The sequence below is a fragment of the Candidatus Palauibacter sp. genome, from assembly GCF_965216145.1.
Taxonomy (GTDB): Bacteria; Gemmatimonadota; Gemmatimonadetes; order Palauibacterales; family Palauibacteraceae; genus Palauibacter.
In genome coordinates this window covers 3990348-4012467 of the sequence record NZ_OZ244149.1, presented here as the reverse complement: position 1 = coordinate 4012467, position 22120 = coordinate 3990348, and the positions used below count along the sequence as shown (strand labels likewise).

The 22120-nt window shown below is 67.0% G+C and carries 21 protein-coding genes and 1 pseudogene; 13 read left to right on the top strand and 9 right to left on the bottom strand.

What is annotated here, in order from left to right; all coding sequences use genetic code 11:
• The first annotated feature begins 121 nt into the window (after nt 1-121).
• The 4 genes and pseudogenes from ACOOHF_RS17340 to ACOOHF_RS17325 all read left to right on the top strand — a co-directional run bounded on the left by ACOOHF_RS17340 (nt 122) and on the right by ACOOHF_RS17325 (nt 2513).
• The gene (locus tag ACOOHF_RS17340) at nt 122-475 is read left to right on the top strand and encodes a helix-turn-helix domain-containing protein (RefSeq protein WP_420462669.1); all 354 of its coding nucleotides are present in this window, start codon (nt 122-124) and stop codon (nt 473-475) included.
• Nucleotides 476-499: 24 nt separating this feature from the next.
• A complete protein-coding gene (locus ACOOHF_RS17335; protein ID WP_420462668.1) occupies nt 500-1465 on the top strand; it encodes a hypothetical protein in 966 nt (321 codons plus the stop codon).
• A gap of 205 nt (nt 1466-1670) precedes the next feature.
• Nucleotides 1671-1871: pseudogene (locus ACOOHF_RS17330) on the top strand (FG-GAP repeat domain-containing protein); the annotation flags it as partial.
• Nucleotides 1872-1934: 63 nt separating this feature from the next.
• Entirely contained in the window at nt 1935-2513 is a 579-nt protein-coding gene (locus ACOOHF_RS17325; protein WP_420462667.1) for a plasmid pRiA4b ORF-3 family protein, read from the top strand.
• Nucleotides 2514-2719: 206 nt separating this feature from the next.
• Here the strand turns inward: ACOOHF_RS17325 and ACOOHF_RS17320 are convergent, their stop codons facing one another.
• The 5 genes from ACOOHF_RS17320 to ACOOHF_RS17300 form a co-directional block, all read right to left on the bottom strand.
• Nucleotides 2720-3556, bottom strand: a complete 837-nt coding sequence (locus ACOOHF_RS17320) for a tetratricopeptide repeat protein (RefSeq protein WP_420462666.1) — start codon at nt 3554-3556, stop codon at nt 2720-2722.
• Between the two features lie 20 nt (nt 3557-3576).
• Nucleotides 3577-5691 (bottom strand): TonB-dependent receptor, encoded by a 2115-nt coding sequence (locus ACOOHF_RS17315; RefSeq protein ID WP_420462665.1) that lies wholly within the window; start codon nt 5689-5691, stop codon nt 3577-3579.
• A gap of 172 nt (nt 5692-5863) precedes the next feature.
• Nucleotides 5864-5995 carry a hypothetical protein gene (locus tag ACOOHF_RS17310; protein WP_420462664.1) on the bottom strand — a complete coding sequence of 44 codons (132 nt, stop codon included), beginning with the start codon at nt 5993-5995 and terminating at the stop codon, nt 5864-5866.
• A 143-nt stretch (nt 5996-6138) separates the two neighbouring features.
• The gene (locus ACOOHF_RS17305; protein ID WP_420462663.1) at nt 6139-6768 is read right to left on the bottom strand and encodes a hypothetical protein; all 630 of its coding nucleotides are present in this window, start codon (nt 6766-6768) and stop codon (nt 6139-6141) included.
• A 92-nt stretch (nt 6769-6860) separates the two neighbouring features.
• Nucleotides 6861-7343: a hypothetical protein gene (locus ACOOHF_RS17300; RefSeq protein ID WP_419933679.1), complete on the bottom strand. Its 483-nt coding sequence runs from the start codon at nt 7341-7343 to the stop codon at nt 6861-6863.
• 34 nt (nt 7344-7377) lie between these two features.
• On the opposite strand from ACOOHF_RS17300, the gene ACOOHF_RS17295 reads away from it, so the two are divergent.
• The 3 genes from ACOOHF_RS17295 to ACOOHF_RS17285 all read left to right on the top strand — a co-directional run bounded on the left by ACOOHF_RS17295 (nt 7378) and on the right by ACOOHF_RS17285 (nt 8607).
• Complete coding sequence (locus tag ACOOHF_RS17295; protein ID WP_419933678.1) at nt 7378-7689, top strand: hypothetical protein; 312 nt, start codon at nt 7378-7380, stop codon at nt 7687-7689.
• Nucleotides 7690-7789: 100 nt separating this feature from the next.
• Nucleotides 7790-8029 (top strand): hypothetical protein, encoded by a 240-nt coding sequence (locus ACOOHF_RS17290; protein ID WP_420462662.1) that lies wholly within the window; start codon nt 7790-7792, stop codon nt 8027-8029.
• A 2-nt stretch (nt 8030-8031) separates the two neighbouring features.
• Nucleotides 8032-8607 (top strand): plasmid pRiA4b ORF-3 family protein, encoded by a 576-nt coding sequence (locus ACOOHF_RS17285; RefSeq protein WP_419933676.1) that lies wholly within the window; start codon nt 8032-8034, stop codon nt 8605-8607.
• 161 nt (nt 8608-8768) lie between these two features.
• Here the strand turns inward: ACOOHF_RS17285 and ACOOHF_RS17280 are convergent, their stop codons facing one another.
• Nucleotides 8769-9047 (bottom strand): type II toxin-antitoxin system prevent-host-death family antitoxin, encoded by a 279-nt coding sequence (locus tag ACOOHF_RS17280; protein WP_420462661.1) that lies wholly within the window; start codon nt 9045-9047, stop codon nt 8769-8771.
• Between the two features lie 191 nt (nt 9048-9238).
• Here ACOOHF_RS17280 and ACOOHF_RS17275 point away from each other — a divergent pair, with 191 nt between their 5' ends.
• On the top strand, nt 9239-10162 hold the full coding sequence (locus ACOOHF_RS17275; protein WP_420462660.1) for an ABC transporter ATP-binding protein: 924 nt from the start codon (nt 9239-9241) through the stop codon (nt 10160-10162).
• 4 nt (nt 10163-10166) lie between these two features.
• A complete protein-coding gene (locus tag ACOOHF_RS17270) occupies nt 10167-13841 on the top strand; it encodes an ABC transporter permease/M1 family aminopeptidase (RefSeq protein WP_420462659.1) in 3675 nt (1224 codons plus the stop codon).
• A gap of 34 nt (nt 13842-13875) precedes the next feature.
• On the opposite strand, the gene ACOOHF_RS17265 is transcribed toward ACOOHF_RS17270, so the two are convergent.
• Entirely contained in the window at nt 13876-14217 is a 342-nt protein-coding gene (locus ACOOHF_RS17265; protein ID WP_420462658.1) for a type II toxin-antitoxin system ParD family antitoxin, read from the bottom strand.
• Between the two features lie 232 nt (nt 14218-14449).
• Between ACOOHF_RS17265 and ACOOHF_RS17260 the strand changes: the two genes are divergently transcribed.
• The 3 genes from ACOOHF_RS17260 (at nt 14450) to ACOOHF_RS17250 (ending at nt 19221) form a co-directional block, all read left to right on the top strand.
• On the top strand, nt 14450-14788 hold the full coding sequence (locus ACOOHF_RS17260; RefSeq protein WP_420462657.1) for an antitoxin Xre/MbcA/ParS toxin-binding domain-containing protein: 339 nt from the start codon (nt 14450-14452) through the stop codon (nt 14786-14788).
• 192 nt (nt 14789-14980) lie between these two features.
• On the top strand, nt 14981-16330 hold the full coding sequence (locus tag ACOOHF_RS17255) for a hypothetical protein (protein ID WP_420462656.1): 1350 nt from the start codon (nt 14981-14983) through the stop codon (nt 16328-16330).
• A gap of 146 nt (nt 16331-16476) precedes the next feature.
• Complete coding sequence (locus ACOOHF_RS17250; protein WP_420462655.1) at nt 16477-19221, top strand: leucine-rich repeat domain-containing protein; 2745 nt, start codon at nt 16477-16479, stop codon at nt 19219-19221.
• A gap of 102 nt (nt 19222-19323) precedes the next feature.
• Here ACOOHF_RS17250 and ACOOHF_RS17245 read toward each other — a convergent pair whose 3' ends face one another.
• A complete protein-coding gene (locus ACOOHF_RS17245; RefSeq protein WP_420462654.1) occupies nt 19324-19980 on the bottom strand; it encodes an energy transducer TonB in 657 nt (218 codons plus the stop codon).
• A 188-nt stretch (nt 19981-20168) separates the two neighbouring features.
• Here ACOOHF_RS17245 and ACOOHF_RS17240 point away from each other — a divergent pair, with 188 nt between their 5' ends.
• A complete protein-coding gene (locus ACOOHF_RS17240) occupies nt 20169-21392 on the top strand; it encodes a 6-bladed beta-propeller (protein ID WP_420462653.1) in 1224 nt (407 codons plus the stop codon).
• A 245-nt stretch (nt 21393-21637) separates the two neighbouring features.
• Here ACOOHF_RS17240 and ACOOHF_RS17235 read toward each other — a convergent pair whose 3' ends face one another.
• Nucleotides 21638-22120, bottom strand: coding sequence for a methyltransferase family protein (locus tag ACOOHF_RS17235; RefSeq protein WP_420462652.1), 483 nt, complete (start codon nt 22118-22120; stop codon nt 21638-21640).

Below are 22120 nucleotides of genomic sequence, written 5' to 3'. Positions count from 1 at the left end.
GCGGCCTGCGGCTGAAGTCGGCTAATGACCGGTCCTCCGGGTCCGCGATCTCGCCGCCGGGACGTTCCCGCGGGAACGCGTTCTCGTTGACTGGGATTTGATCGTGTACTATATATAACACATGACACGATTCGGAAGGACGGTTCGGACACGTCGCGAGCGGTTTCGGCGGGACGACGCCCGCTTCTCGCTCCGCCAGGTCGCGATGCGCATCGGGATCGAGCCCGCGTACCTGAGCAAGATTGAACGAGGAGACGTGGCACCCCCTTCCGAGGCCACGACGCTCCGGCTGGCACAGGAACTCGACGCCGATCCGGACTGGTTCCTGGCCCTGGCGGGGAAGGTCTCCAGCGATCTCCAGGAGATCATCCGCAAGCGGCCGGAGCTGTTCGCGGAGCTGATCCGGCAGCTCAGGGAGGCGCCGGACGACGCCATTCTCCGCGTCGTGCGCGAGGTGCGGGACGGCGACTGGTAAGGAAGACACGAGGAGGAGCGACGCATGATCACGCTTGAAGCTGGCCGGCTGCACTTCCGGTTCCCCGACGTTCACGAGAGGGCGCACTGTTCAGTCTCGTTCCAGCGCACGCTGCGGATTCCGGACGACGGCGCGGCGTACCCCCTGCCTCCGGGCTTCGGCAACTTCCCGTTGCGCCACCTGGACGACCATTCGCCGCGACTGCCCCGGGAGTGGCGCTCGCGCGGAGGCGTGCTCATGCCGATGCACCAGGCCGAGGCGATGTGGATCCATTTTGGGCCCCGTTCGAATGTTCCCGCCTATCCGTTCGCCGTGAAGATCGCGGCCGGGAAGGTGTGCGCCGTCAGCGGGGAAGGCTGGACGAATCACCTGAACCGGGACCCGCAGGACTACGTGGTGCCGCCCCGGCAGCCCTGGCTCGACGGCTTCTGCGTCGAGAAGGGGATGATCCGCCAGTTCGTCGCCTACCCGATGAAGGCCGAGCGGTACGAAGCCATTCTCGCCGCTCACGTGGCCAGACAAGGCGTTCGCGAGTCGGTCGACATGCTCCACCAAGGCCTCGTCGTGGCTTCGCCGGCCGGCATGGGGCTCGCCCCGGGGGGGCGCATGCGGCAGGAGATCTACGATGATCCCTATGGTCTCGACGCCTGGGACCAGCGGCACCGGAGCCGCTGCTTCGTCACCATCGCGAATTCCGCGCAGTGGATGGCATTGACCGGCGAGCCGCCGCCGACGGAACCGCCGACGGCGAAGCGGTACGCCGATGCCGGGCTGCCGTGGTTCGACTACTACGATGGAGACGCCAGGGCCGTGGCCGGCGCCGAGAAGTTCACGGACCTCGCGAGCGTGGCCGAGATCGGCGCGACGAAGGGCGAGACGCCGCTGCCAGAAAACGAATCGCTCACCGAAACGCGCGTCGTCAGACTCGCGCCGACCGGCGCGCGGCAGGTGCGAGAGCCCGGCTTGTCCTCAGGCGGATTCACCGATTAGGGCGCAGAGGCGTGGTGTTGCGGCGTGCCTCCTCCCGCTCGTCCTCATGGCCTGCGCGGGACCTGCGAGCCAGGAAGAAGTGCCCGGTTCGGGAGACACCGCGGCCGCTCCCATGCCCACCACCCTCTGACACGACGCCACCTGCGACCTCCTTCCGGCGACAGCCGAGTGGACCAACAAGGTCGAACTCGCCGACCTCGACGGGGACGGCCGCATCGACCTGCTGTTCGCCAACGGCGGCAACTACTCCGAGCCCGGCGACCCCGAGCCCAACCGCGCCTTCCTGAACCGCGGCCCCGGCCAACCCTTCGAGGAGCGGAGCGCCCAGGTCTTCGGCCCCGCGCCCGACCTCGCCCGCGTGATCAAGGCCCGCGACTTCGACGGGGACGGGCAGCCGGAGGCGTGAGGTTGACTCGGACCCCGCCGCGCGCAAGTACTTGTCCGGCCGCCGGGCCGAGAGGAGATAGCCATGCCGCCGCCAGCCGTCACATACCAACTTCGCGTCGTCCTGCGGGGGACGAGCCCTCCCATCTGGCGCCGCATCCTCGTGTCGCCGTCGATGACTCTCGACCGCCTGCACGATGTGCTTCAGGCCGTCATGGGGTGGGAGGACTGCCATCTCCACATGTTCGTCAAGGGCGAGCAGCGCTTCACCCGGCCCGGCCCGTGGGTGGACGACTGGACGCCACCCGGCATGCCCAAAGACCTCAACGAGAGGAAATACCGGGTCAGGCATCTGCTTGAGCGGGAGAAGGACTGGATCGAGTACGAGTACGACTTCGGCGACAGCTGGAACCACCGGATCACGCTCCAGAAGATCTTGCCCCGCGACCCGAAGATCCGCCTGCCGGCGTGCCTTTCCGGCAAGCGCGCGTGTCCGCCGGAGGACTCCGGAGGGAGCTGGGGCTTCCAGGAGAAGCTGGAAATCCGGGACGATCCGGATCACGAGGAACACGAGTGGATCAGCGAGTGGATGGGCGAGGACTTCAACCCGGAGGCGTTCAGCGTGAAGGACGTGAATGAGCGGCTTCGGCACATGTTTCGCTGAGCGGCGGCGGCCGCGTCGCCCAGCTTCGGCGGCGAGCGCCTTCGGAGGCCACGACGGTCCGGCTGGCGAAGGACCTGGCGCGCGGGCGGCGCGAGAGTGGCCCAAGTCGGATTGCTGGCACCGACTGATCGTCCTGGTGAGCGGGGTGCGTGTGCGTGGCTACCACGACCCATTGAGACGCGAGGCAGTTTGGGCCTCGGCAGGCGTTACCCCCCCAGCGCCCGCAGCAGCACCTCTCGTACCCACACATACCCGGGCTCCAGCTCCAGCGCCCGCTCATACGCCGTACGCGCCGCTTCGACCTGTCCCAGCGCGACATGCGTCTGTCCGAGCCACGCATACGTCTCGGCGTGACCCCAGGCGGGGAGCGGCGGCTGCGGTGCATCCTCCGCGAACAGTTCAATCGCGGCGAGGAAGTGCTCCAGCGCAACTTCGTGACCGCCGCCGAACGTATTCGGTGCGTGGAAGGCCGAGATCCCCTCCAGCAGCCTGACGCGAGGATTGCCAGGCCCCATCGCCTTTGCACGGTCCATCGCCGCACCCGATGCCCCCCCCAGGCTCATCGCCGAAACGGGTCCATCGATCCGCATGCCAAGCGAAGATGACAGCAGCGCATGCGATTCCGCGATCGGCTCGATCTCGATGGATCGCTCCAGGTACGACCCCGCCTCTTCGAGCAGCGCGTGCGCCGCGCCCGTGTCGGTCTCCATCGTTCGTCCGGCGCGAAGGTAGAGTGCGTACCCCATGTAATGATTGAGCAATGCGTCGTCGGGAAAGGCCGTGACCGCGCGCCGGGCAAGGATCGCCATCCTCCCAAGGGTGTCGTCATCGCCCGAGATGTCCGCTTCCTCCATGCCCGTGCGCAAGCGCTCGGCGAGCTCGCCGGGATCCAGAGTCTGGGCGGCCAGGCAATGGGGCGTGCCGAGTTGTAGAGCGAAGGCAAGCAGCAGAGCGAAGGCGGGCAGCAGGAAGGAGGCCGACGGGACAGAAGGGGCCACCGAGAACCGCGTCGCCAGGCGCGATGGTTCGTACGAACAGGACACGCTCTTCTCCTTGTTCACGTTCAGAATGGCAGGGTGGTCGTGACCCCGAAGTAGATGCTGCGAGGGAACGGGGTCTTGAGGGGAATCCGCTCCGAGTAGTCGCGGCTGTAGCGATACTCACGGACGTTTGACCGGTCGAGCGAATTCATCATGGAGACAAAGAAGACGGTGATGTTGTCGCGCCAGAAGCTCCGCAGCACGCTTGCCGACAGATCGACCCTCGCGTAGCTGGGGAGCCGCTCGGACATGGGCGCGCCGTAGACGGGCTGCCACAACCCGCGATCCCGATCGAACGCCGCCCCCGCAACGGGAGTGAACGGGACTCCGGTCGCGACGCGGTAGGCGACGCCCACGTCCAGCCAGCCCCCGAAGCCGCGGTTGAGGACGAGGTTCAGAGTGTGAGTCGCATCGAACGGCGAGGGGGCGAGGCGCCCGCTGTCGGGGTCGGTTCGCTCGGAGCGGATGAAGCTGTAGGCGATCCGCCCGTCGAGGTCCAGGAACGCCAGGTCCTCCTTCACGAAGACGTCGAGTCCGGTCGCATTTCCGGTTCCCGCGCCGCGCGTGAAGCCGTCCCTCGTGCGTGCGGCGAGCGAGTTGTAGCGCTTGCGATATGCCTCAACGCGCACCAGTCGAGTACCGTCGTCCCAAGTCACGCCGCCGATCCAGTGACGGGCGGACATAGCCGGTAGGGAGGGGTCCCCGAGAGTCGGCTCGAAGAGCAGGGGATCGGGGATCTGGTGGAAGACGCCCCACGCAGCGGTCAGGGTGAGTTGGTCGGTTGGCCGCCAGGTGGCCGACAAGCGGGGGTCGAGGGTCGTGCGCCCGGTGAAAGTCGACCGATCGGCGCGCATGCCGAGTAGCAGTCGAAGCACGTTCGAGGGTTGCAGCTCGATTTGGCCGAACCCACCGAGCCGCGCGCCCGACTCGCGGCTGGAAAACACGGTGGTCGCGGCGTCCGGCGCGTTGTCGTGTGACGCCACCGGAACCGAGCCGGCCAGGTCCGCGTCCCGGTGCTCCAATTCGGCCCCGGCTGCCAGTGAGAGGCCGCGCCGCACCGGGACCTCGATCTTGGCACGGGCCTGGGTCAGCCGGTCGTCGCGTTCAATGCGGAAAGCGCCGAAATCCTCGTCCTTGCGGGATCCGCTGGTCGCCACGCCCCACGTCAGGTCTCCCGCGCCGAAGCCGTCGAGACCCGACACCGCGAACAGATCCGCGCGCGCGTCGGAGCGGTAGATGCCGGAATACGAGGGATCCTGGATCCGGACGCCAACGCGATCGGTCTGTACCAGCGCGAAGGCCTTGAGGCTCCCTCCGGCCCGGTACACCCACTCGCCGCCTCCGCTGAGATCGTTGGACTTGGGGACCTCGTCGAACTCGTCTCTCCTCCCATTGAGCCGCATGAGCAGGTCGGTGTCGGTGCGTGTGGCGGTCACGCGAAACCCCACAGACTCGGAGACATCGACATCGAGGCCCCCCGAGACGCCACCGATGGCCGCGGTGATGCCGAGTTGGCTCGCGCTTGGCTTGTCCACGCTCTGGAGATCGGCGATCGCGGAGAGGGCATCGCCGTATTCGGCCCCGAAGCCGCCCGCCGAGAAGTGGATGCCGCGCAGCTGAAAGGGGTCGAAGCGCCCGAACGAGATGGTGCGGTCGGTGTCGAGGCGGAAGGGGGAGATGACCGTCGCTCCGTCGAGCAGCACGCGCGTCTCCGAGATGTCGCCGCCGCGCACGAAGAGCCCCGCCCCCTCTCCCACGTTCTGAAGTCCCGGGAACGTCTGGATCGCGCGGAAGAGGTCGGCCGCAGCGCCCGGGGTGCTCACGACTTCGAGGTTGCTGAGGGTCACATCCGGCAGGTTGCCCAGACGAAAGGCGCCGGCTTCGACGGTGATGGGCTCCAAGGAGACAGGGGCGAGCTGCATCACGATGGTGACAGGGCCATCGAGGGGGAGATCGACCGCCCGTCGGACTTCGAGGTGACCTGCCAGTTGAACCACCAGCGTAGCGGGGCCGGTGGAGCCGGTGGTGAACGTGAATGCGCCAGCCAGGTCGGTGAGCCCGCCTTCGAGGGTTTCGAGCAGAAAGGCATCTGCGCTGGCGAGCGGGCGCCCGGCGAAGTCGAGCACGCGGCCCGTCACCGTCGACGACTCCTGGGCAGCCAGGGCCACCGGCGCGAGACACATCGGTGGGAGACACAACGTGACCGCTGCGACGGACACGGAGCAGACGGCCGACCACCGCCCGCCATTCGCGCGCCGGACATTGCAGCGCCTGGCATTCCGGCTAATGTCGTCAACCGCAAGCACGCCCCTACCCTGCCGCACTCCGAGGTGCGTCGGACGGCGTAGCGCGCAGCAACTGCTCCACGCTGTCGACGTACCTCCGCAACGCCTTTCGCCCAGTGTCGGTGACCCGGTAGCGGGTCAAGGGCTTCCGGTCCACGAAGTGCTTGGTGACATGCAGATATCCGCGTTGGTACGGCGAATACCTGTGGCGGGCCACGATCCCGCCGGACGCGACGGAAGCCGCCGTCTGCGCCGCCGACGCCGCTCGCTGACCGAGGGCCTCTGCGAGATCAGTCCTTCTTAGCTGGTGGCGGGGGAGGTGGCGGGCTCTTTGGAGATGGCACCTTGGGCATCGCCGGCGGCTTGAGATCGGATGGCCTTGGCCTGCCCGCCCTCTCCGTCCTTTCCGATGTTTGAGCGCCGGTCGTCCACTTCGTACCTGTTCGCGAGTGCTTCATAAGCCTCTCTGCTGGTCAGCTGATTCAGCTTCCTGGACGTGCTGACGCCCGCCGCGTCTTCGCGGAGGCGCACCCTTTCCGCCCGGGCCTGCAGGTTCTCGAATCGATGCAGGACAACGGCGTCGTCCGCGTCCTTCCTGGTGCTCTCAACCCAGAGCCGATGCCACTTCTGTTCGAGTTCACCGTACTCGGTCGAAACGAAGGCAAGGATGCCGGACTTCCTGCCTAAGTCCATCACACCTTCGAAGGCAGCCACCGCGCCGACCACAGCGGCTGCCGCAACGTAGGTCGGCGCCGCGAGCACCCCGACAGCGTAGGCGACGCTCCCGGTCGTTGATATCCCAAGGAAGACGCGGATAAACCGATGGTATGCCCGGTAGAGGCTGGCCTGCGCATCGGAGTACCGCGCGTCCCGTTCCGCATCGATGAGTCCCTCCCACACGAGCTGTCTGGTCTGCTCCGTCACCAACATCCTTGCCTCCACGAACAGCGTGAGACGCCTCATACCAGAGCGGATGCTACGAGGCGACCACTTGATTACATCCGCCCGCCCGCCTCTCCTCATCATGTCGTACCAGGGGCGCTTCCTCCAAACCGAATCGAAACTCGAAGACCGCGAACGGAAGGCGGCCGACGCCATGCTTGAGATCCGGAACCCGGATCGTGGCCGGGCTGCTCGAGCCGACCTCCGGCACCGTCCACTTCGACGGCGAGGACATCGTCGCCGACCCCCGCCGGATCCGGCGGCAGCTGGGCTACCTGCCGCAGGACTTCGGCTTCTACCCCCACCTCGCGGAACTCGCCGAGGACCGCACCGTCCTCCTCTCCACGCACATCGTGGATGACATCTCGGTGCTCTGTCCCCGCGTCGCGATCATGACCGGCGGCCGCTTCGTCGCCGACGCGACCCCCGCCGGAGCCCGGGACCGCCTCGCGGGCACGATCTACCAGGGCGCCGTCGCGAAGGAGGACCTGGCCGCGGTCGACCGCGACTACCGCGTCACGCAGGCAATCCTCATCGAGGGCCGCAACCAGGTCCGCAGCCACCTCCCCGAGGGACCGCCGCCGAAGAGGCCGCCTCGTGAACGCGTTCACGCGGTGGTGGGAGGTCACGCGGCGGGAATTCAGATCGGCGTTCCGCCGCCCGGCCCAGTGGGTCCTCCTCGTGATCCTCGCGCTCATGGCCATCGGGCTGGCCCAGGGGTCGGTCACGATGTCCACGGGCAGCTTCGTCCCCGGCGCCGAGCGGCCCCACATCACCTCGGTCTACAACCAGAGCATGACCCAGGGCATCGTCATGCTCGCAATCGCGGCCTGGCAGGCGGCCAGGATCGGCGTAGGCTTCGAGCGCGTTCACGACAGATTCCCTCACCGCGTTGTGGCGATCACTTGACTGGGGAATAACGATCATATGATCGCCAGGCAAATTCCGCGTTCCTGCGGGAACGTTCCAGCGGGCGTGTGTTGACAAGACACACAATGTGGGGGAGATCATGGAGGAGTTCGAGCAGGGAGCGTTGCGCCGGGTCGCCGGCGTCGAGGCTGAAATGGCGAGCGCGCGTCAGGCGGCCCGCGCGACCTTCAGGAAGACCCGGCGCGTCAATCTTCGGGTTACCGAACGCGACTTCGACCTCGCTCTCGCGCGGGCCCGGGAGGAGGGGATGCCGTATCAGACGCTGCTCTCAAGCGTGATCCATGAGTACCTGTCCGGTCGCCTGACCGAGAGGAGATAACCATGCCGCCGCCAACCGTCACGTACCAGCTCCGAGTCGTCCTGCGGGGGACGAGCCCTCCCATCTGGCGCCGCATCCTCGTGTCGCCATCGATGACTCTCGCCCGCCTCCACGATGTGCTACAGGTGGTCATGGGGTGGGACGACTGCCATCTCCACATGTTCGTCAAGGGCGAGCGGCGCTTCAGCCCGCCCGACCCCTGGGGGAACGACTGGACGCTGCCCGGCATGCCGCGGGACCTCGACGAGAGGAAATACCGGGTCAGGCACCTGCTGGAGAGGGAGAAGGAGTGGTTCGACTACGAGTACGATTTCGGCGACAGCTGGGACCACCGGATCTCGCTCCAGAAGATCCTGCCCCGTGACCCGAAGCAACGCCTGCCCGCATGCATTTCCGGGAAGCGCCGGTGTCCGCCGGAGGACTCCGGAGGCAGCTGGCTCTTCCAGGAGAAGCTGGAAATCCGGGACGATCCGGATCACGAGGATCACGAGTGGATCAGCGAGTGGATGGGCGATTTCGATGCGGAAGCGTTCAGCGTGAGAGACGTGAATGCGCGGCTTCGGCACATGTTTCGCTGAAACTGCCCTCGCTGGACGTTCCCGCGGGAACGTCCCGGCAGCGAGCGGCCGACCCGCTCCGTGAAGGCCGCGTACCCGTCACCGAATTCGGGGCTCGTCAACGAAATGATAGAGGACGCGCCTCATGACGAAGCGCGCACGGATTTCCTCTTCGTAGCGCGTCAATAATCCACATCGAGCTCATTGGCCAGGCGTTCGATGGCCTCCTTCGCGGGAACGCCTCGGCCGCCTGCCTTGTAAGCTCGAAGCGCCTCGCGCCACAGGTGACCGCGCTCGACCGAATGGATCAGGAAGTCGTAGCGCTCCGGACTCATGACGACCATCGCGGCTTCGCCGTTCTGGGTGATGGTCTCGACCCGGCCATCCCGGATCCGCTTTAGATGTTCGCTCGTTCGCTGCCGGAAATGACTCAACGCGTATGTGTCCTGGGTGCGGTGCATGGCTTCTCCATACGTTATTCATACTAAATACAGTATGCTGAACCTTGGCCTGCCTGTCCAGCTTGGTCCGGTCGACCTTTCGCTGCACGCTCCCGCGGGAACGTCTCGACCGCCCTTGTCGTACTTGGGAGAATGCCCGAGCGTTCGTTCGGCGCTAACGAAAAGACCCACAGCGGGAAGCCACCGAGCCCATGCTTGAGATCCGGAACCTCGTCAAGGTGTACCCCGGCCCCGTCGCGGCGCTGCAGGGGGTGTCGCTCGATGTCGGGCAGGGGATGTTCGGGCTCCTCGGGCCCAACGGGGCGGGGAAGACCACCCTCATGCGCATCGTGGCCGGGCTCCTCGAGCCGACCTCCGGCACCGTCCACTTCGACGGCGAGGACATCGTGGCCGACCCTCGCCGGATCCGGCGGCAGCTGGGCTACCTGCCGCAGGACTTCGGCTTCTACCCCCACCTCACGGGCGAGTCGATGCTGCGCTTCCTGCTCGTGCTCAAAGGGGTGGAGGCGCCGCAGGGGGTGAAGCGGCTCGCAACGGAGCTGCTCGACCGCGTGAACCTGTCCTATGCCGCGAAGCGCAAGGTGAAGGGCTACTCGGGTGGCATGCGGCAGCGGCTTGGGATCGCGCAGGCGCTGGCGGGCGACCCCCGGCTGCTGGTCGTGGACGAGCCGACTGCCGGCCTCGACCCGGAGGAGCGGCTCCGCTTCTACCGCCTGCTCGCGGAGCTGGCCGAGGACCGCACCGTCCTCCTCTCCACCCACATCGTGGATGACATCTCGGTGCTCTGTCCCCGTGTCGCGATCATGACCGATGGCCGCTTCGTCGCCGACACGACCCCGGCCGAAGCCCGGGACCGCCTCGCGGGCACGATCTACCAGGGCGCCGTGGCGAAGGAGGACCTCGCCGCGGTCGACCGGGACTACCGCGTCACCCAGGCGATCCTCATCGAGGGCCGCAACCAGGTCCGCATCCACCTCCCCGAGGGCCCGCCGCCGGAAGGCTTCGAGGCGTCCCAACCCACCCTGGAGGACGCCTACCTCCTCCTCGCGCAGGCCCACGGCATGCACGCCAACGGTGCCGGGAGCCCGTCCGCCGGCGACGAGAGCGCGGCGTGAACCCATGAACACTTTCGCGCGCTGGTGGGAGGTCACCCGCCGGGAGTTCCGGGCCGGGTTCCGCCGTCCCGCGAACTGGGTCCTGCTGGTGATCCTGGCGCTCATGGCGCTGGGGCTGTCGGAGGGTTCGGTGACCGTCTCGACCGGCGAATCGACGGTCGGTGGGGAGCGGCCGTACATCACCTCCGTCTACACCCAGAGCATGCTCCAGAGCATCATCATGCTCGCGCTCGCGGCCTGGTTCCTCGCCATCTCGTGCGGGATGGTCGTGATCCGGGATCTCGAACTGCAGGTGACGGAGGTCTTCCACTCGACGCGCCTCACCTCGCGCGAGTACGTGTGGGGCAAGTTCGGCGGGGCGGTGGCCGTGTTCGCTGCCATCTGGCTGCTCTACGTCGCTCTCACGATGTTCTTCGCCCACGTCGTCGAGGGGACGGGGAGTTCCGACGTGATCGGCCCCTTCGCCTTCGCGAACTACCTCTTCCCGACGCTCCTCTTCGGGGCGCCCCAGATCCTGCTCTTCGCGGGCGTCGCCTTCTTCCTCGGCACCTGGACGCGACGTCCGATCATCGTCTTCGCCTTCCCGATGGTGGCGCTCCTCGTCACCCTGAGCTTCTTCGTCGGCTGGTCGCCGAGCTGGCTCGCGCCGGAGGTCAACCGGCTGCTCATGCTCGTCGATCCCTCGGGCTACCGGTGGCTGAACGAGACCTTCCTCACGGTCGACCGCGGCGTGGAGTTCTACAACACGCAGCCGCTGCGGCCCGACGCGGGGTTCGTCATCAGCCGAGTGGCCATCGCGCTGCTGGGACTCGCCGCCGTAGCGGCCGCAGCCCGCAGCTACGCCCGCAGGATGCTGGCCGGCGGCACGGAGTCCCGCTTCCTGCGCCGACTTCGGCGCCGAAAGGCCCCCACCGCCGCTTCCGCCTCCGCCGCGGCCCCCGATCCCACACTGGCCGCGAGCCAGGCGGCGACGAGCACCGTGACGGACCTCGGCATGACGACCCGGCCCCTCGGCTTCTGGAAGAGCGCCGGCGTCATCGCGCGCGGCGAGATCCGGGATCTGGTGGTGCGGCCGGGGATGTATCTCTTCGTGCCGCTGATCCTCTTCCAGACGCTCCAGACCACGCTGTTCGCGATCGGTCCCTTCGATTCGCGCATCCTGCTCACGCCGGGGGCCGTGGCGGGCCGCCAACTCAACACGCTCAACCTGCTGATCTGCTTCCTCCTCCTCTTCTACACCGTCGAGTCGCTGCACCGGGAACGCAGCCGACGCATGCACGAGATCTTCGCCGCGACGCCGGTCGGCACGGGGGCCGTCCTCCTCGGCAAGACGCTCGGCAACAGCGTCATGGCGGGATTCATCCTCCTCGCGGCGCTCATCGCCGACGCGGCCGTCATCCTCTACCAGCAGGTCATCGGCGGGAGCCCGGTGGGGTTCGACCTCTTCCCCTTCGTCGCCATGTGGGGAGCGGTTCTCATCCCCACCTTCATCTTCTGGACGGCGCTCATCACGGCCCTCTTCTCCCTCCTCCGGAACCGCTACGCCGTGTACGGGATCGGGATCGGACTCATCATCTACACCGTGTTCCAGGTGCTGACGGGCGAGGGGCTGACGTGGGTCAACAACTGGCTCGGCTGGGGCGCCCTGAGCTGGAGCGACATGGGCGCCTTCACCCTCCACGGCACCCCGCTCCTCCTCAACCGTCTCCTCTACCTGAGCCTCGTGCCGCTCCTCGTCGCGCTCTCGATGAAGTGGTACGGGCGGCAGGACTTCGACGCGGTCGGGATCATCCACCGCCTCCGCCCGAAGCCGCTGCTGCTCGGCACCCTCCGGCTCCTGCCGCTGGCCGTCCCCGCGATCGTCCTCGCCTCGATCCTCGCCGTCGGGGGCGAGCGGGGCTACCAGGGAGAAGCCGCGGAGGAATGGGGGGAGGACTACTGGGAGCGGAACACGGCGACCTGGACCGACTTTCGCATGCCGTCGGTCTCTCGCGTGGACGTCGACCTCGACTTCGAGCCGAGCGAGCGCTCCGTCGCCGTGAAGGGGGAATACACCTTCTTCAACCACCGGGACGTCCCGTACGACCGGTTCCCGATCACGGCCGGGCCGTGGGATCCCATCGACTGGACCGTGGGCGGCGAGCCGTACGACCCCGAGGACCGCTCGAACCTGTTCATCTTCACTCCCGACGCGCCGCTGGAGCCCGGAGACACGCTCACGATCGGCTTCGAGTACGACTTCGTGTTCATGGAGGGGATGAGCCAGGGGCCCGGTGGGGCGGGGCAGTTCATCCTCGAATCGGGGATCGTGCTCACGGCCTTCGGGCCCACCTTCGTCCCGGTGCCGGGATACCTGTCGGGGATCGGCGTGGATGAGGACAACTCGGCCGAACCCCGCGACCAACCCGACGACTTCTACGAGGGCGAGACGGAGCCGATGTTCGGCTGGGGCGGCGGGCCCTTCACGGTGCGTACGCGCATCACGACGCCGGAGGCGTTCACCGCCAACGGGGTAGGCCAACTCGTGAGCAGCGAGGTCGTCGACGGCCGGCGCACGGTGGTGTGGGAGACCGACCATCCCGTGACCCTGTTCAACGTGATCGCCGGCAGGTACGAGGTGATCGAGGGGGACGGCACCGCCATCTACCATCACCCGGAGCACGATTACAATATCGAGGAGATGTCCGCCGCCCTCGACGCGGCGCGGCAGTACTACTCGGAGTGGTTCTACCCCTTCCCGTGGGATCTGCTCAAGATCTCCGAATTTCCCGCCTACGCGGGCTACGCCCAGGGCTTTCCCACGAACATCACCTTCAGCGAGGCGATCGGGTTCCTCGCGAAGAGCGACCCGGTGTCGCACGTCGCGTTCATGGTCGTCGCGCACGAATCCGCGCACCAATGGTGGGGGAATCTGCTCGTACCGGGTGACGGCCCCGGCGGCAACATCCTCTCCGAGGGCATGGCCCACTACGCGACCATGCTCCTGCACGAACAGGTGTACGGCGACCGCTACCGGATGGAGTTCGGCAAGCGGATCGAGTCGCGGTACGGCGACATTCGTTTCGTCGACTCCGAACGCCCGCTCGTGAAGACGGACGGCAGCCGCTCGGGCGACGGCACCGTCACCTACGACAAGGGCGGCTGGGTGATGTGGATGCTGCAGCAGGAGATGGGCCGCGACAACATCCTCGCGGGCCTCCGCGCCTTCATCGGCAAGTACAACCCGGACCCGGACTTCCCGGTACTCCAGGACATGCTGGCCGTGCTGCGCGGCTTCGCCCCGGACACGGCGGCGTTCGAGGCGTTCACCGACCAGTGGTTCCATGACGTTGTCGTCCCCGAATACGAGTTCGAGGACGTGACGAAGACCCTGGAGCCTAACGCGGGGACGGGGGCAGACACCTGGGTCGTGCGGGGGACGATCCGGAACGCCGGAACCGGGGAGATGACGGTAGAGGTGGCGGCGACGGCGGGCGACCGCTGGTCCGACGAGGGCGACGACGCCAGCGGGTCGGTGGTCGCCGAGGGCTACCGTGACGCGCGCACCGAGGTGACGCTGGGTACCGACCGGTCGGTCGAGTTCGAGATCCGCGTCCCCTTCGACCCCGAGCGCGTGCTGGTCGACCCGGACGTGCTGGTTCTGCAACTCAACCGCGACGCGGCCGTGTTCGAGTTCTGAGGAGGGGTCTGTTCGACATCAACCCCCGACGAAGTCAGCCCTGTTCTTCGATTCGCTCTCTCAGCCGCTGCATGGCCGCGGGACCCTCCGTCACGCGGTCGTCCGCGACGTCGCGAAGGGCGGCGTCGGCAAGTTGGCGGAAGTGTGCTCGAACACGTTCGAGGAGCGCGGGCGGGATCCTGTCCCTCTCCTCTTCGCTCAGTCCCTCGTAAACCCACTTCTCGAGGAGCCTTCGGTGCTCCGCTTCCTCCAGCAGGCGCAACCCATGCCGCACGACTTCGCTCGCGGTGCGGTAGTGCCCCAGCGAGACGAGTCGCTCGATGAAAGCGTCCTGGTGAGGTGGAAGCGAGATGTTACGCGTCTGCCGGATAGCCATGCTCCACGATCGCACGTCCGCGGCGTTGTAGCGATTGTTGCCACAAAATCGGCTCATGCAGCGCCCGACGACGTTCCCGCGGGAACGTCTCGGCAGCCCGCCACTTGACCAGCGGTGGGCCGAAGCCCGTCTCGGGTTGATTGACGTTTACGTCAATGTTCATTACAATGTCTATTGTAACGTTCACATGTTCTGCGTAACGGACCTGACGAGCGGTGAAACAGGGGCATCCGTGGAAACAGCCGTAGGTCGAAAGCTCGACAGCATCAAGCAGACGGGCGGCATCTCCGCGCGAGAGGTCGCGCAGCTTCTGGAGACCACGCCGCAGACGGTATCGCGCTGGCGAACCGGCAGGTCCGCGCCACGGCCGAACAGCCTGGCCCGGCTCCTGCGGCTCGAATGGCTCGCGGACCAACTCGGCCAGGTGTACGAGCCCGACGAGGCCCGGATCTGGTTGTTCAGTCCCCATCGCGACATGGAAGGGCAGAGGCCGGTTGATCTCATCGCGAGCGGCAGGATGGACGAGGTGTTGACGATCATCGATCGCTTGCAGTCGGCGGCCTACGCCTGACTCGCAAAGGCCCAAGGGTCCCGCAACGGCCCTTCGATCCATCCCTTCTCGACGTCATCGAAGAGCACGTCGTCGAGTGGAGCGGCAGAGCCTATCGACGTTCCCGCGGGAACGTCTCTGCGGGGCGAACGGTACCTTTATCTCGTCCCGTTCGTGAGCGCCGAGGAGGGCACATGGGAGGAGGCGACCGCCATGAGCGAACAACTGGATCCGGAAGAGCGGGAGATCCTGGATAGGTTCGAAAGGGGCGAGTTGCGCCGCGCTGTCGGTGTCGAACATGAAATGGAGAGCGCGCGTCAAGCGGCCCGCGCCACCCTCATGAGCCGACGTATCCCGGGTCTCGTCGGGGCGGTCCTGTCCATCGCCGTTTCGGGGTGCGGCGAGGCTGATCAGGCAACCGCGGCCACTTTCGTCACCGTCGATTCGGCGGGCGTCGAGATCCTCCGCCTCTCCGACGTGCACGCTCTGGACCTTCCTCCGATCGAGACGCGCTTGGTCTACTCCACGGCGGCGAACCTTGAACTCGCCGACGTAGCGGGCGCGGTCTTCCTTCCGGATTCGTCGCTGGCCATCGCCGATCGCCAGTCGCGGGAGATCGTCTTTCTCGATCCGGACGGAGGTGTTCGCGCGCGCTCCGGTCGAGAGGGGGAAGGCCCGGGAGAATACACCTTCATCGAGCGGATCGGCGTCGGCGCGGATGGAACCCTCTTCGTCTACGATCGGCGCCAGCGGCGTTTCACCTTTCTCGACCCTCGGGGAGAGCTGACCGGCGTCCAGCAACTCGAACAGGGCACGGGACTCGGGGCGGCCGTGCCCCTCGCACGTCTGGAAGGCGGGGAGGTCCTCGCCGCGTTCGAGACGCGGCCACCGCTTCCTCCCGGGTTGCAGCGGGCCCCGGTCTTTCTCGTGTTCGCCGACGCCGCGGGGGTGATCGTCGACACTCTGGCGCAGTGGGCCGGCAAGGAGCGCCACGTCACGCGGGACGGGACGTGGAACCCGGTCATGTTCGGGGCCACCGCGCTCTTTGCGGGGCGCGGTGTTCACTCGCTCATGGGGACGAACGATTCACTGGCCCTGACCCTCTACCGGGGCGTGGAGCCGCTGACCCGGATTCGCGGGGGATATTCCCCTCGCACCATCACCGCCCCTGAAAGAGACGCCTTGACCGAGCGCTCTCTCGGGAGGTTCCCGGAGGAAGTTCAGGCCGACTGGCGTCAAAGGCTGGAGGCGTCGACCGTGCGCGAGGCGTATCCGGCCTACGAGGCGCTCGCTGTGGATCCCGAGGGCAGGATCTGGATCGGAGATTATCCCCCCCCGGCCGATCCGGAGCGCCGATGGACGGTCCTGGAAGCCGATGGGCGTCCGGTGGGGGTCCTCCGTCTCCCCGTGCTGCACGGCAGGTGGGGGCCCTTGGAAACCGTCGCCATCACGAGCGAGCCGCACGAGCTGGTGGACGTCGGCCACGGCCGCATCGCCGTCCTCCGCCGCGGCGAATTCGACGAGGAGTTCATCGAGGTGTACGAGGTCGAGCTTCCCGGGTAGGCAGGACACCGTCGCCCGACGGCGTCCCCCGCCGCTGTGCTCCCCACGGGTTACATTCGCATCGTCCGATTCGCCAGTTCCGAGAGGAAACGAGGTTCGAGGAAACATTGAACACGAACGCGATACATCGTTGGATCCCCCCCTCCATGCTGGCGGTGCTGGCGGTGGCGCCCGCCATGGCGTGCGGCGGGTCGGATGGAACCACACAGCCGATCGCACCTGCGCCGGTCGTACGGAATCGCCCCCCGACGGCGGTCACCATCCCGACCCAGGAAGTGGTCGAAGGCGACACGCTGCGCCTCCCCGCCGCAGACTACTTCACGGACCCGGACGGGGACCGGCTCAGCTACCGGGCATTCACCTCGAACGATGAAGTGGCGGTCGTCCGGGTCGAAGGTGACTTCCTCGTCATCGAGGCGCTGGCCCGCGGGCGTGCCGTGCTGGCGTGGCGGGCGGAAGACCCGTCCGGCGCGAGCACGAGTACGCAGTTCGTTCTCCATGTGGTCCTGCCGCGCTCGGAAGACCATGCCGTATTGGTCGCGCTCCACGAGGCGCTCAACGGCCCGGAGTGGGGACGCACGGAGAACTGGCTGAGCCATGAACCGATCAGCGAGTGGGAAGGCGTGAGCACGGACGGCGACCGGCGGGTCACGAGTCTGTGGCTGTCATACAACAACCTGCAGGGCGACTTCCCGTCCGAGATAGGTCGGTTGACCAGCCTCCAGTCCCTCGGCCTGGCCGGAAACAAGTTGACCGGTACCCTCCCCGAGGCACTGGCCAACCTGCCGGACCTCCAGTCGTTGTTTATTAACCACAATCAGCTGAGCGGGGATCTGTCGGTGCTCGACAGGCTCGACCAGTTGACCGATGTCAACGCGCGCAGCAACTCGTTCACCGGCCCGATCCCCGAGTCGTTTACCAGGCCCCGCAACATGTGGGCCATCGACCTGGGCAAGAACCGCCTTACCGGTTCGATTCCCGCCGGCCTCGGCAACCTGGGCAAGACGCACACGCTGTACCTGGACGGCAACGAGTTGACCGGCCCCATTCCGCCCGAACTCGGGCAGTTGCCACTACTGTCCCTACTGGACCTCGGAGACAACAACCTGACGGGTCCGATCCCGCCCGAACTCGGACAATTGTCGTTCCTCTATACCCTGGACCTCGGCGACAACGAACTGACGGGTCCGATCCCGACGGCGCTCGGGAGCCTGCCCCGGATCTGGGACCTGTTCCTCGGCGGAAACGACCTGGAAGGAGGCGCGCCAGCGGAACTCTCCTATCTGCGGGGTTCGCTTGAAGTGCTGGATATCTCCCGGAACCCGAAGCTCACCGGTCCCATCCCGTCTTCATGGACGGACCTTCGTCTCCGGCGCATGATGGCGAACGACACGGACCTGTGCCTTCCGTCCACGGAAGAGTTCCGCGAGTGGCGCATGTGGACGCCGCGCGTCATGGCGCGGCCGTGCGGGGCGGGCGCCTTCCCGCTGTACCTCACCCAGGCGATCCAGTCGTTCGACTACCCTGTACCGCTCGTCGCGGGTGACTCGGCGCTCCTGCGCGTGTTCCCGACCACGGACGGGGACGGAACCTTCCCCGCGGTCACCGCGCGCTTCTACCTGGATGGCGCGGAAGTCCATGTGGTCGACATACCCTCGCGCGCCGACCCGATCCCCGCCGAAGTCGACGAAAGCGACCTGTTGAACTCGGCCAACGCCGTGATCCCCGCGGAGGTCATCCAGCCGGGGCTCGAGGTCGTCGTCGATGTCGACCCGGACGGTGAAGCCGATGCGTCGCTGGAGGTGACGCGACGCATCCCCGAGACCGGCCGCATCCCCGTCGACGTACGCGCCATGCCGGTGTTTCACATGATGGCGGTTCCGTTCATTGTCGACGCCGCCGACGACGCCCATATCGCGCAACTGGTCCAGGACCTGCACCCCGATCACGACTACCTGTGGCCGATGCGGGACCTGATGCCGATCGGCACGGTGGAGATATACCGGCACGATCCCGTCCAGGTATCGGCCCCGAGCGTTTGGCAACTTCTCGATGAGATAGAAGTCATCCGCGTCCTGGAAGGGACGAAGCACTACTACGCGGGGTTCGTGAACGCCAACGCGAACGGGATCGCGTGGATCGGGGGCAAGGCCTCGGTCCAGGATCCGGAGAAGCCCGAGGTCCTCGCGCATGAGATCGGGCACAATTTCAGCCTGAATCATGCGCCCGGGTGTGATGCGCCGAGGGTCGATCGCGCGTACCCGCACGGGGACGGGACTACGGATGTGTGGGGCTACGATTTTCGGGTCGACTCCCTGCGCGCACCCGACTGGCCCGACGTGATGGGCTATTGCGAGTCCAACTGGGTGAGCAGCTACCACTTCGCCAACGCCATGGCGCATCGCGGGCGGGTCGAGGCCTGGGACAGCGCGTCTCCGGCGCGCGTAATCCTCGTGAGGGGCGGCGTCGACGGAGAAGGCGCGCCGTATCTGCGCCCCGTGTTCGATCTCGAGGCGTATCCGTATCTGCCGCGGGAAGACGGACCCTACACGGTCGCCGGCTACGCGGCGGATGGCGCGGCGCTGTTCTCGTACCGGTTCGACATGCAGCGCGCGGCGGACGGCGGCGGCGCGGGTTTCGCGTTCGCGCTCCCCGCCGAAGCCCGGCGGGGTGGCCGGCTGGCGCGGGTCACGCTCTCCGGGCCGGAAGGGACCGTGACGCTGGACGGTGCGACCGATCAGCCCTCGGCCATCGTGCGCGACCGGTCCACCGGCCAGGTCCGTGCCATCCTGACCGAAGCCACTCGAGGGTCGCTCGCCCGATCCATTGACGCACTCCTCCTCGACGACCCGACACTGGACGTGACCCTGAGCCGAGGCATCCCGCGCTGAGATGATTCCAAACACGGGAAGCGGGACCGAAGAGAGGATCCGTGTCGGCGGCCGGTATGGATAGGGCGTTCCCGCGGGAACGTCTGGGGGCTCCGGTGGCTGCTAGGTCACCTGGAACGCCACCCACAGCCGGACCCAGACCGCCGTGACCTTGTCGCGGCTCTGGGCGGGCGTGAACCTCATGGCCGGGGCGACCCTGCCCGCCGCCTCGTCGAGCAGCGCGTTACCGGAAGATGTCCGGACCTCGAAGTTCTCCACGACCCCCTGCTCCGACACGTACAGCCACAGTTCGACGCGCCCTTCGATCTGGGCGCTCCTGAGCGTCCGCGGATATTCCCGCTGCAACACCTGCTGGACCTCCTCCGGGTTCAGCATGACGGGCGCTGTGTCGTAGGGGATGAAAGACGGGCGGTCCACCGCACTGCCGCCCTGGGGAGGCGGAGGCAACTGCCCGGGCGGGGCCTCATCGAACGTCGTCCGCTCGATCGTGACTTCGTCGGAGATGTCAACCGAGGAGACCCTGGGGGTGGCCGGACGGCGGATCGCTTCCGGCGGATCCGGAATATCAACCTCCGGCGGCAAGTTGATCGTCTCGATTTCCTTGACGACGCTCCCCATATCCGCGGCCTCGAACGGCTGTACCAATACGACGAGCCCGAGGTGGAGGCAGACCGCGGCCAGCAAGCCGATCCGTGTCCAGTTCGTGCTGGCGAGCTTGAACCTGTCGTTCGCGGTGAGCCGAATGCCGGTGTCTTCCATCAGAATCATCTCCCGGTTCCTGGGGACCCGTGTCGTCACAACCCCATCGCTGACACATCATCGATACATCATTGACTGACGTTCCCGCGAAAACGTCACGGCAGCGAACGGAACCGTTCGAGGGCCTGCCGCGTACCTTCCCCATCGGCCACCCCCCACGACGAGCCCCCAAGACGGGAGAAAACCTCATGCCGGAAGAGCGCATGCCCGTGCTCGGAGTATTCCTGCTGGCCTTGGTTTCAGCAGGGATTCACGGTGACGCCAGCGGCCAGGCCGCTGGGGGTACTGCGTCCAACTGGACGGTGAGTCCGCAGCCTGAGAGGGCCTACGGCTGGATCGAGGGCGAACCGAACACCGAGTTCTACGGTATCGTCGGCCTGGCTCATGGCCCGGACGGAAACTTCGCCGTAGCGGATCGACAACTGGCGATGATCACCGTGTTTTCCCCCGATGGGACGGTCATCGCCGCGATGGGCCGGCAAGGGGACGGGCCCGGAGAGTTCCGCAGCCTCACCGGCATCGTCGCGGACGAAGAAGGTCGGTTCGTCGTGTTCGACGACGCGCACCAGCGGCTCTCGGAATGGACCTTCGACGGCACGTTGGTGGGAGATACGCGACTCAGTCGAGAGGGAACGGACCGACGGATCGGTGCGGTCGGACAGTTCGCGGACGGCAGTTGGTACGCCAGTGAGGGGGACCGAATGGTTGCGACCGAACTGGGCGATGTGGGACGCGATACGGTCGGCTATCACCGGCTCCGGGAGGACGGCGCGGTCGGGGAGGCGCTGGTGCGCGTGCCGGGAAGGGTCACCACGATGTTCACGGTCGGGGGCATGCCCCCCGGCATACGCGGCGCGCTGTTTTCTCCGCGGGCCCTGGACGCCACGCGAGGCAACTGCCTGCTGGCCGGCGCCAGCGATGACCCCGTCCTTAGAATATTCGACCGAACCGGGGCAGCGCTCGGTGAGTTGCGCCTCGAGGTCCAGGTCGATCGTTCGACGGAAGACGCCAGACGACAGTGGATTTCGGCGACCATCGCGGTGGCGCGTGAGGTTGGACAGGAGGTGGGCCCCCGGCAGGAGCGGATGGTCGAGACCGTGGGAGAAGCCATGGGGATGGCCGAGCGGATCCCGTTCGCCTGGGACCTCATCGTGGACGACCTGGGATATATCTGGATTCAGCCCTATGAGCTTCCCGACGGCCCGGGCAATTCCGAATGGCGGGTTTTCACGGAGACCGGCCAGGCGCTCGGCACCGTCCAACTCCCCGAGGGATTTCGCGTACTCGCCATATCCTCCGACGCCGTGGTGGGCGTCCGGACCGATGATCTCGGGCGGCAATTCGTCCGGGTCCACGCCCTGGATCGGGGCGGCGACACCGAGGCCCGACCCCTCCCGCCGGGGTGCGGCTAGCTCTGGATCTCACAACGGGCATGGTCGCCGCGGCCTGCCTGCGCAACGGCGCGAGATCTCGAACGATCATGGGAGGTTCGGTGTCCCTGTGTCGGCCTATGCCAATTGAAAATGCGATGTTGAATTGGCATAAGGCTTCACAGGGACTCCCAGCAACAACCCCCAGGCCAGTCGAGCGTGGCCGGAACGTTCGGACGATATGGAATCGTCTCGGCCTCGCCGCGACGCTGCGGCGCCCGCGCGCTTCAGGAGACGTTTCCGCGGAAACGTTTCGGGAGCCAGCGGCCGACCCGCTTCCGGTAGGCCGTGTACTCGTGGCCGAACTTCCGGGTGAGATGCGGCTCCTCGTAGAACCGCACGAAGAGGGAGAAGATGACGAACCAGGCGGCCGCGTACGCCGCGAGGATACCGGCCCCGAAGAGGACCGTCCACCCCGCGATGACGCTCAGCACGCCCACGTACATGGGATTCCGCGAGTAGCGGTAGAGCCCCCGGATCACGAGCCGTTTCGGCTGGTCGATCGGCGCCGGCGTCCCCTTGCCGGCCACCACGAAGTCCCACGCGGAGCGCAGGAAGATGGCGGCCCCGAGCGCGAGGAGGAGGAGAGCCGCCCCGAGCGTCACCCCGTCGGCCGGTGGGCGCTCGCGGACGATGAGCAGCGGGACGACGACGGAGACGGTCCCGGGAGCCAGGACGGAGAACAACGCGGTCTTCAGACCCAGTCTCAC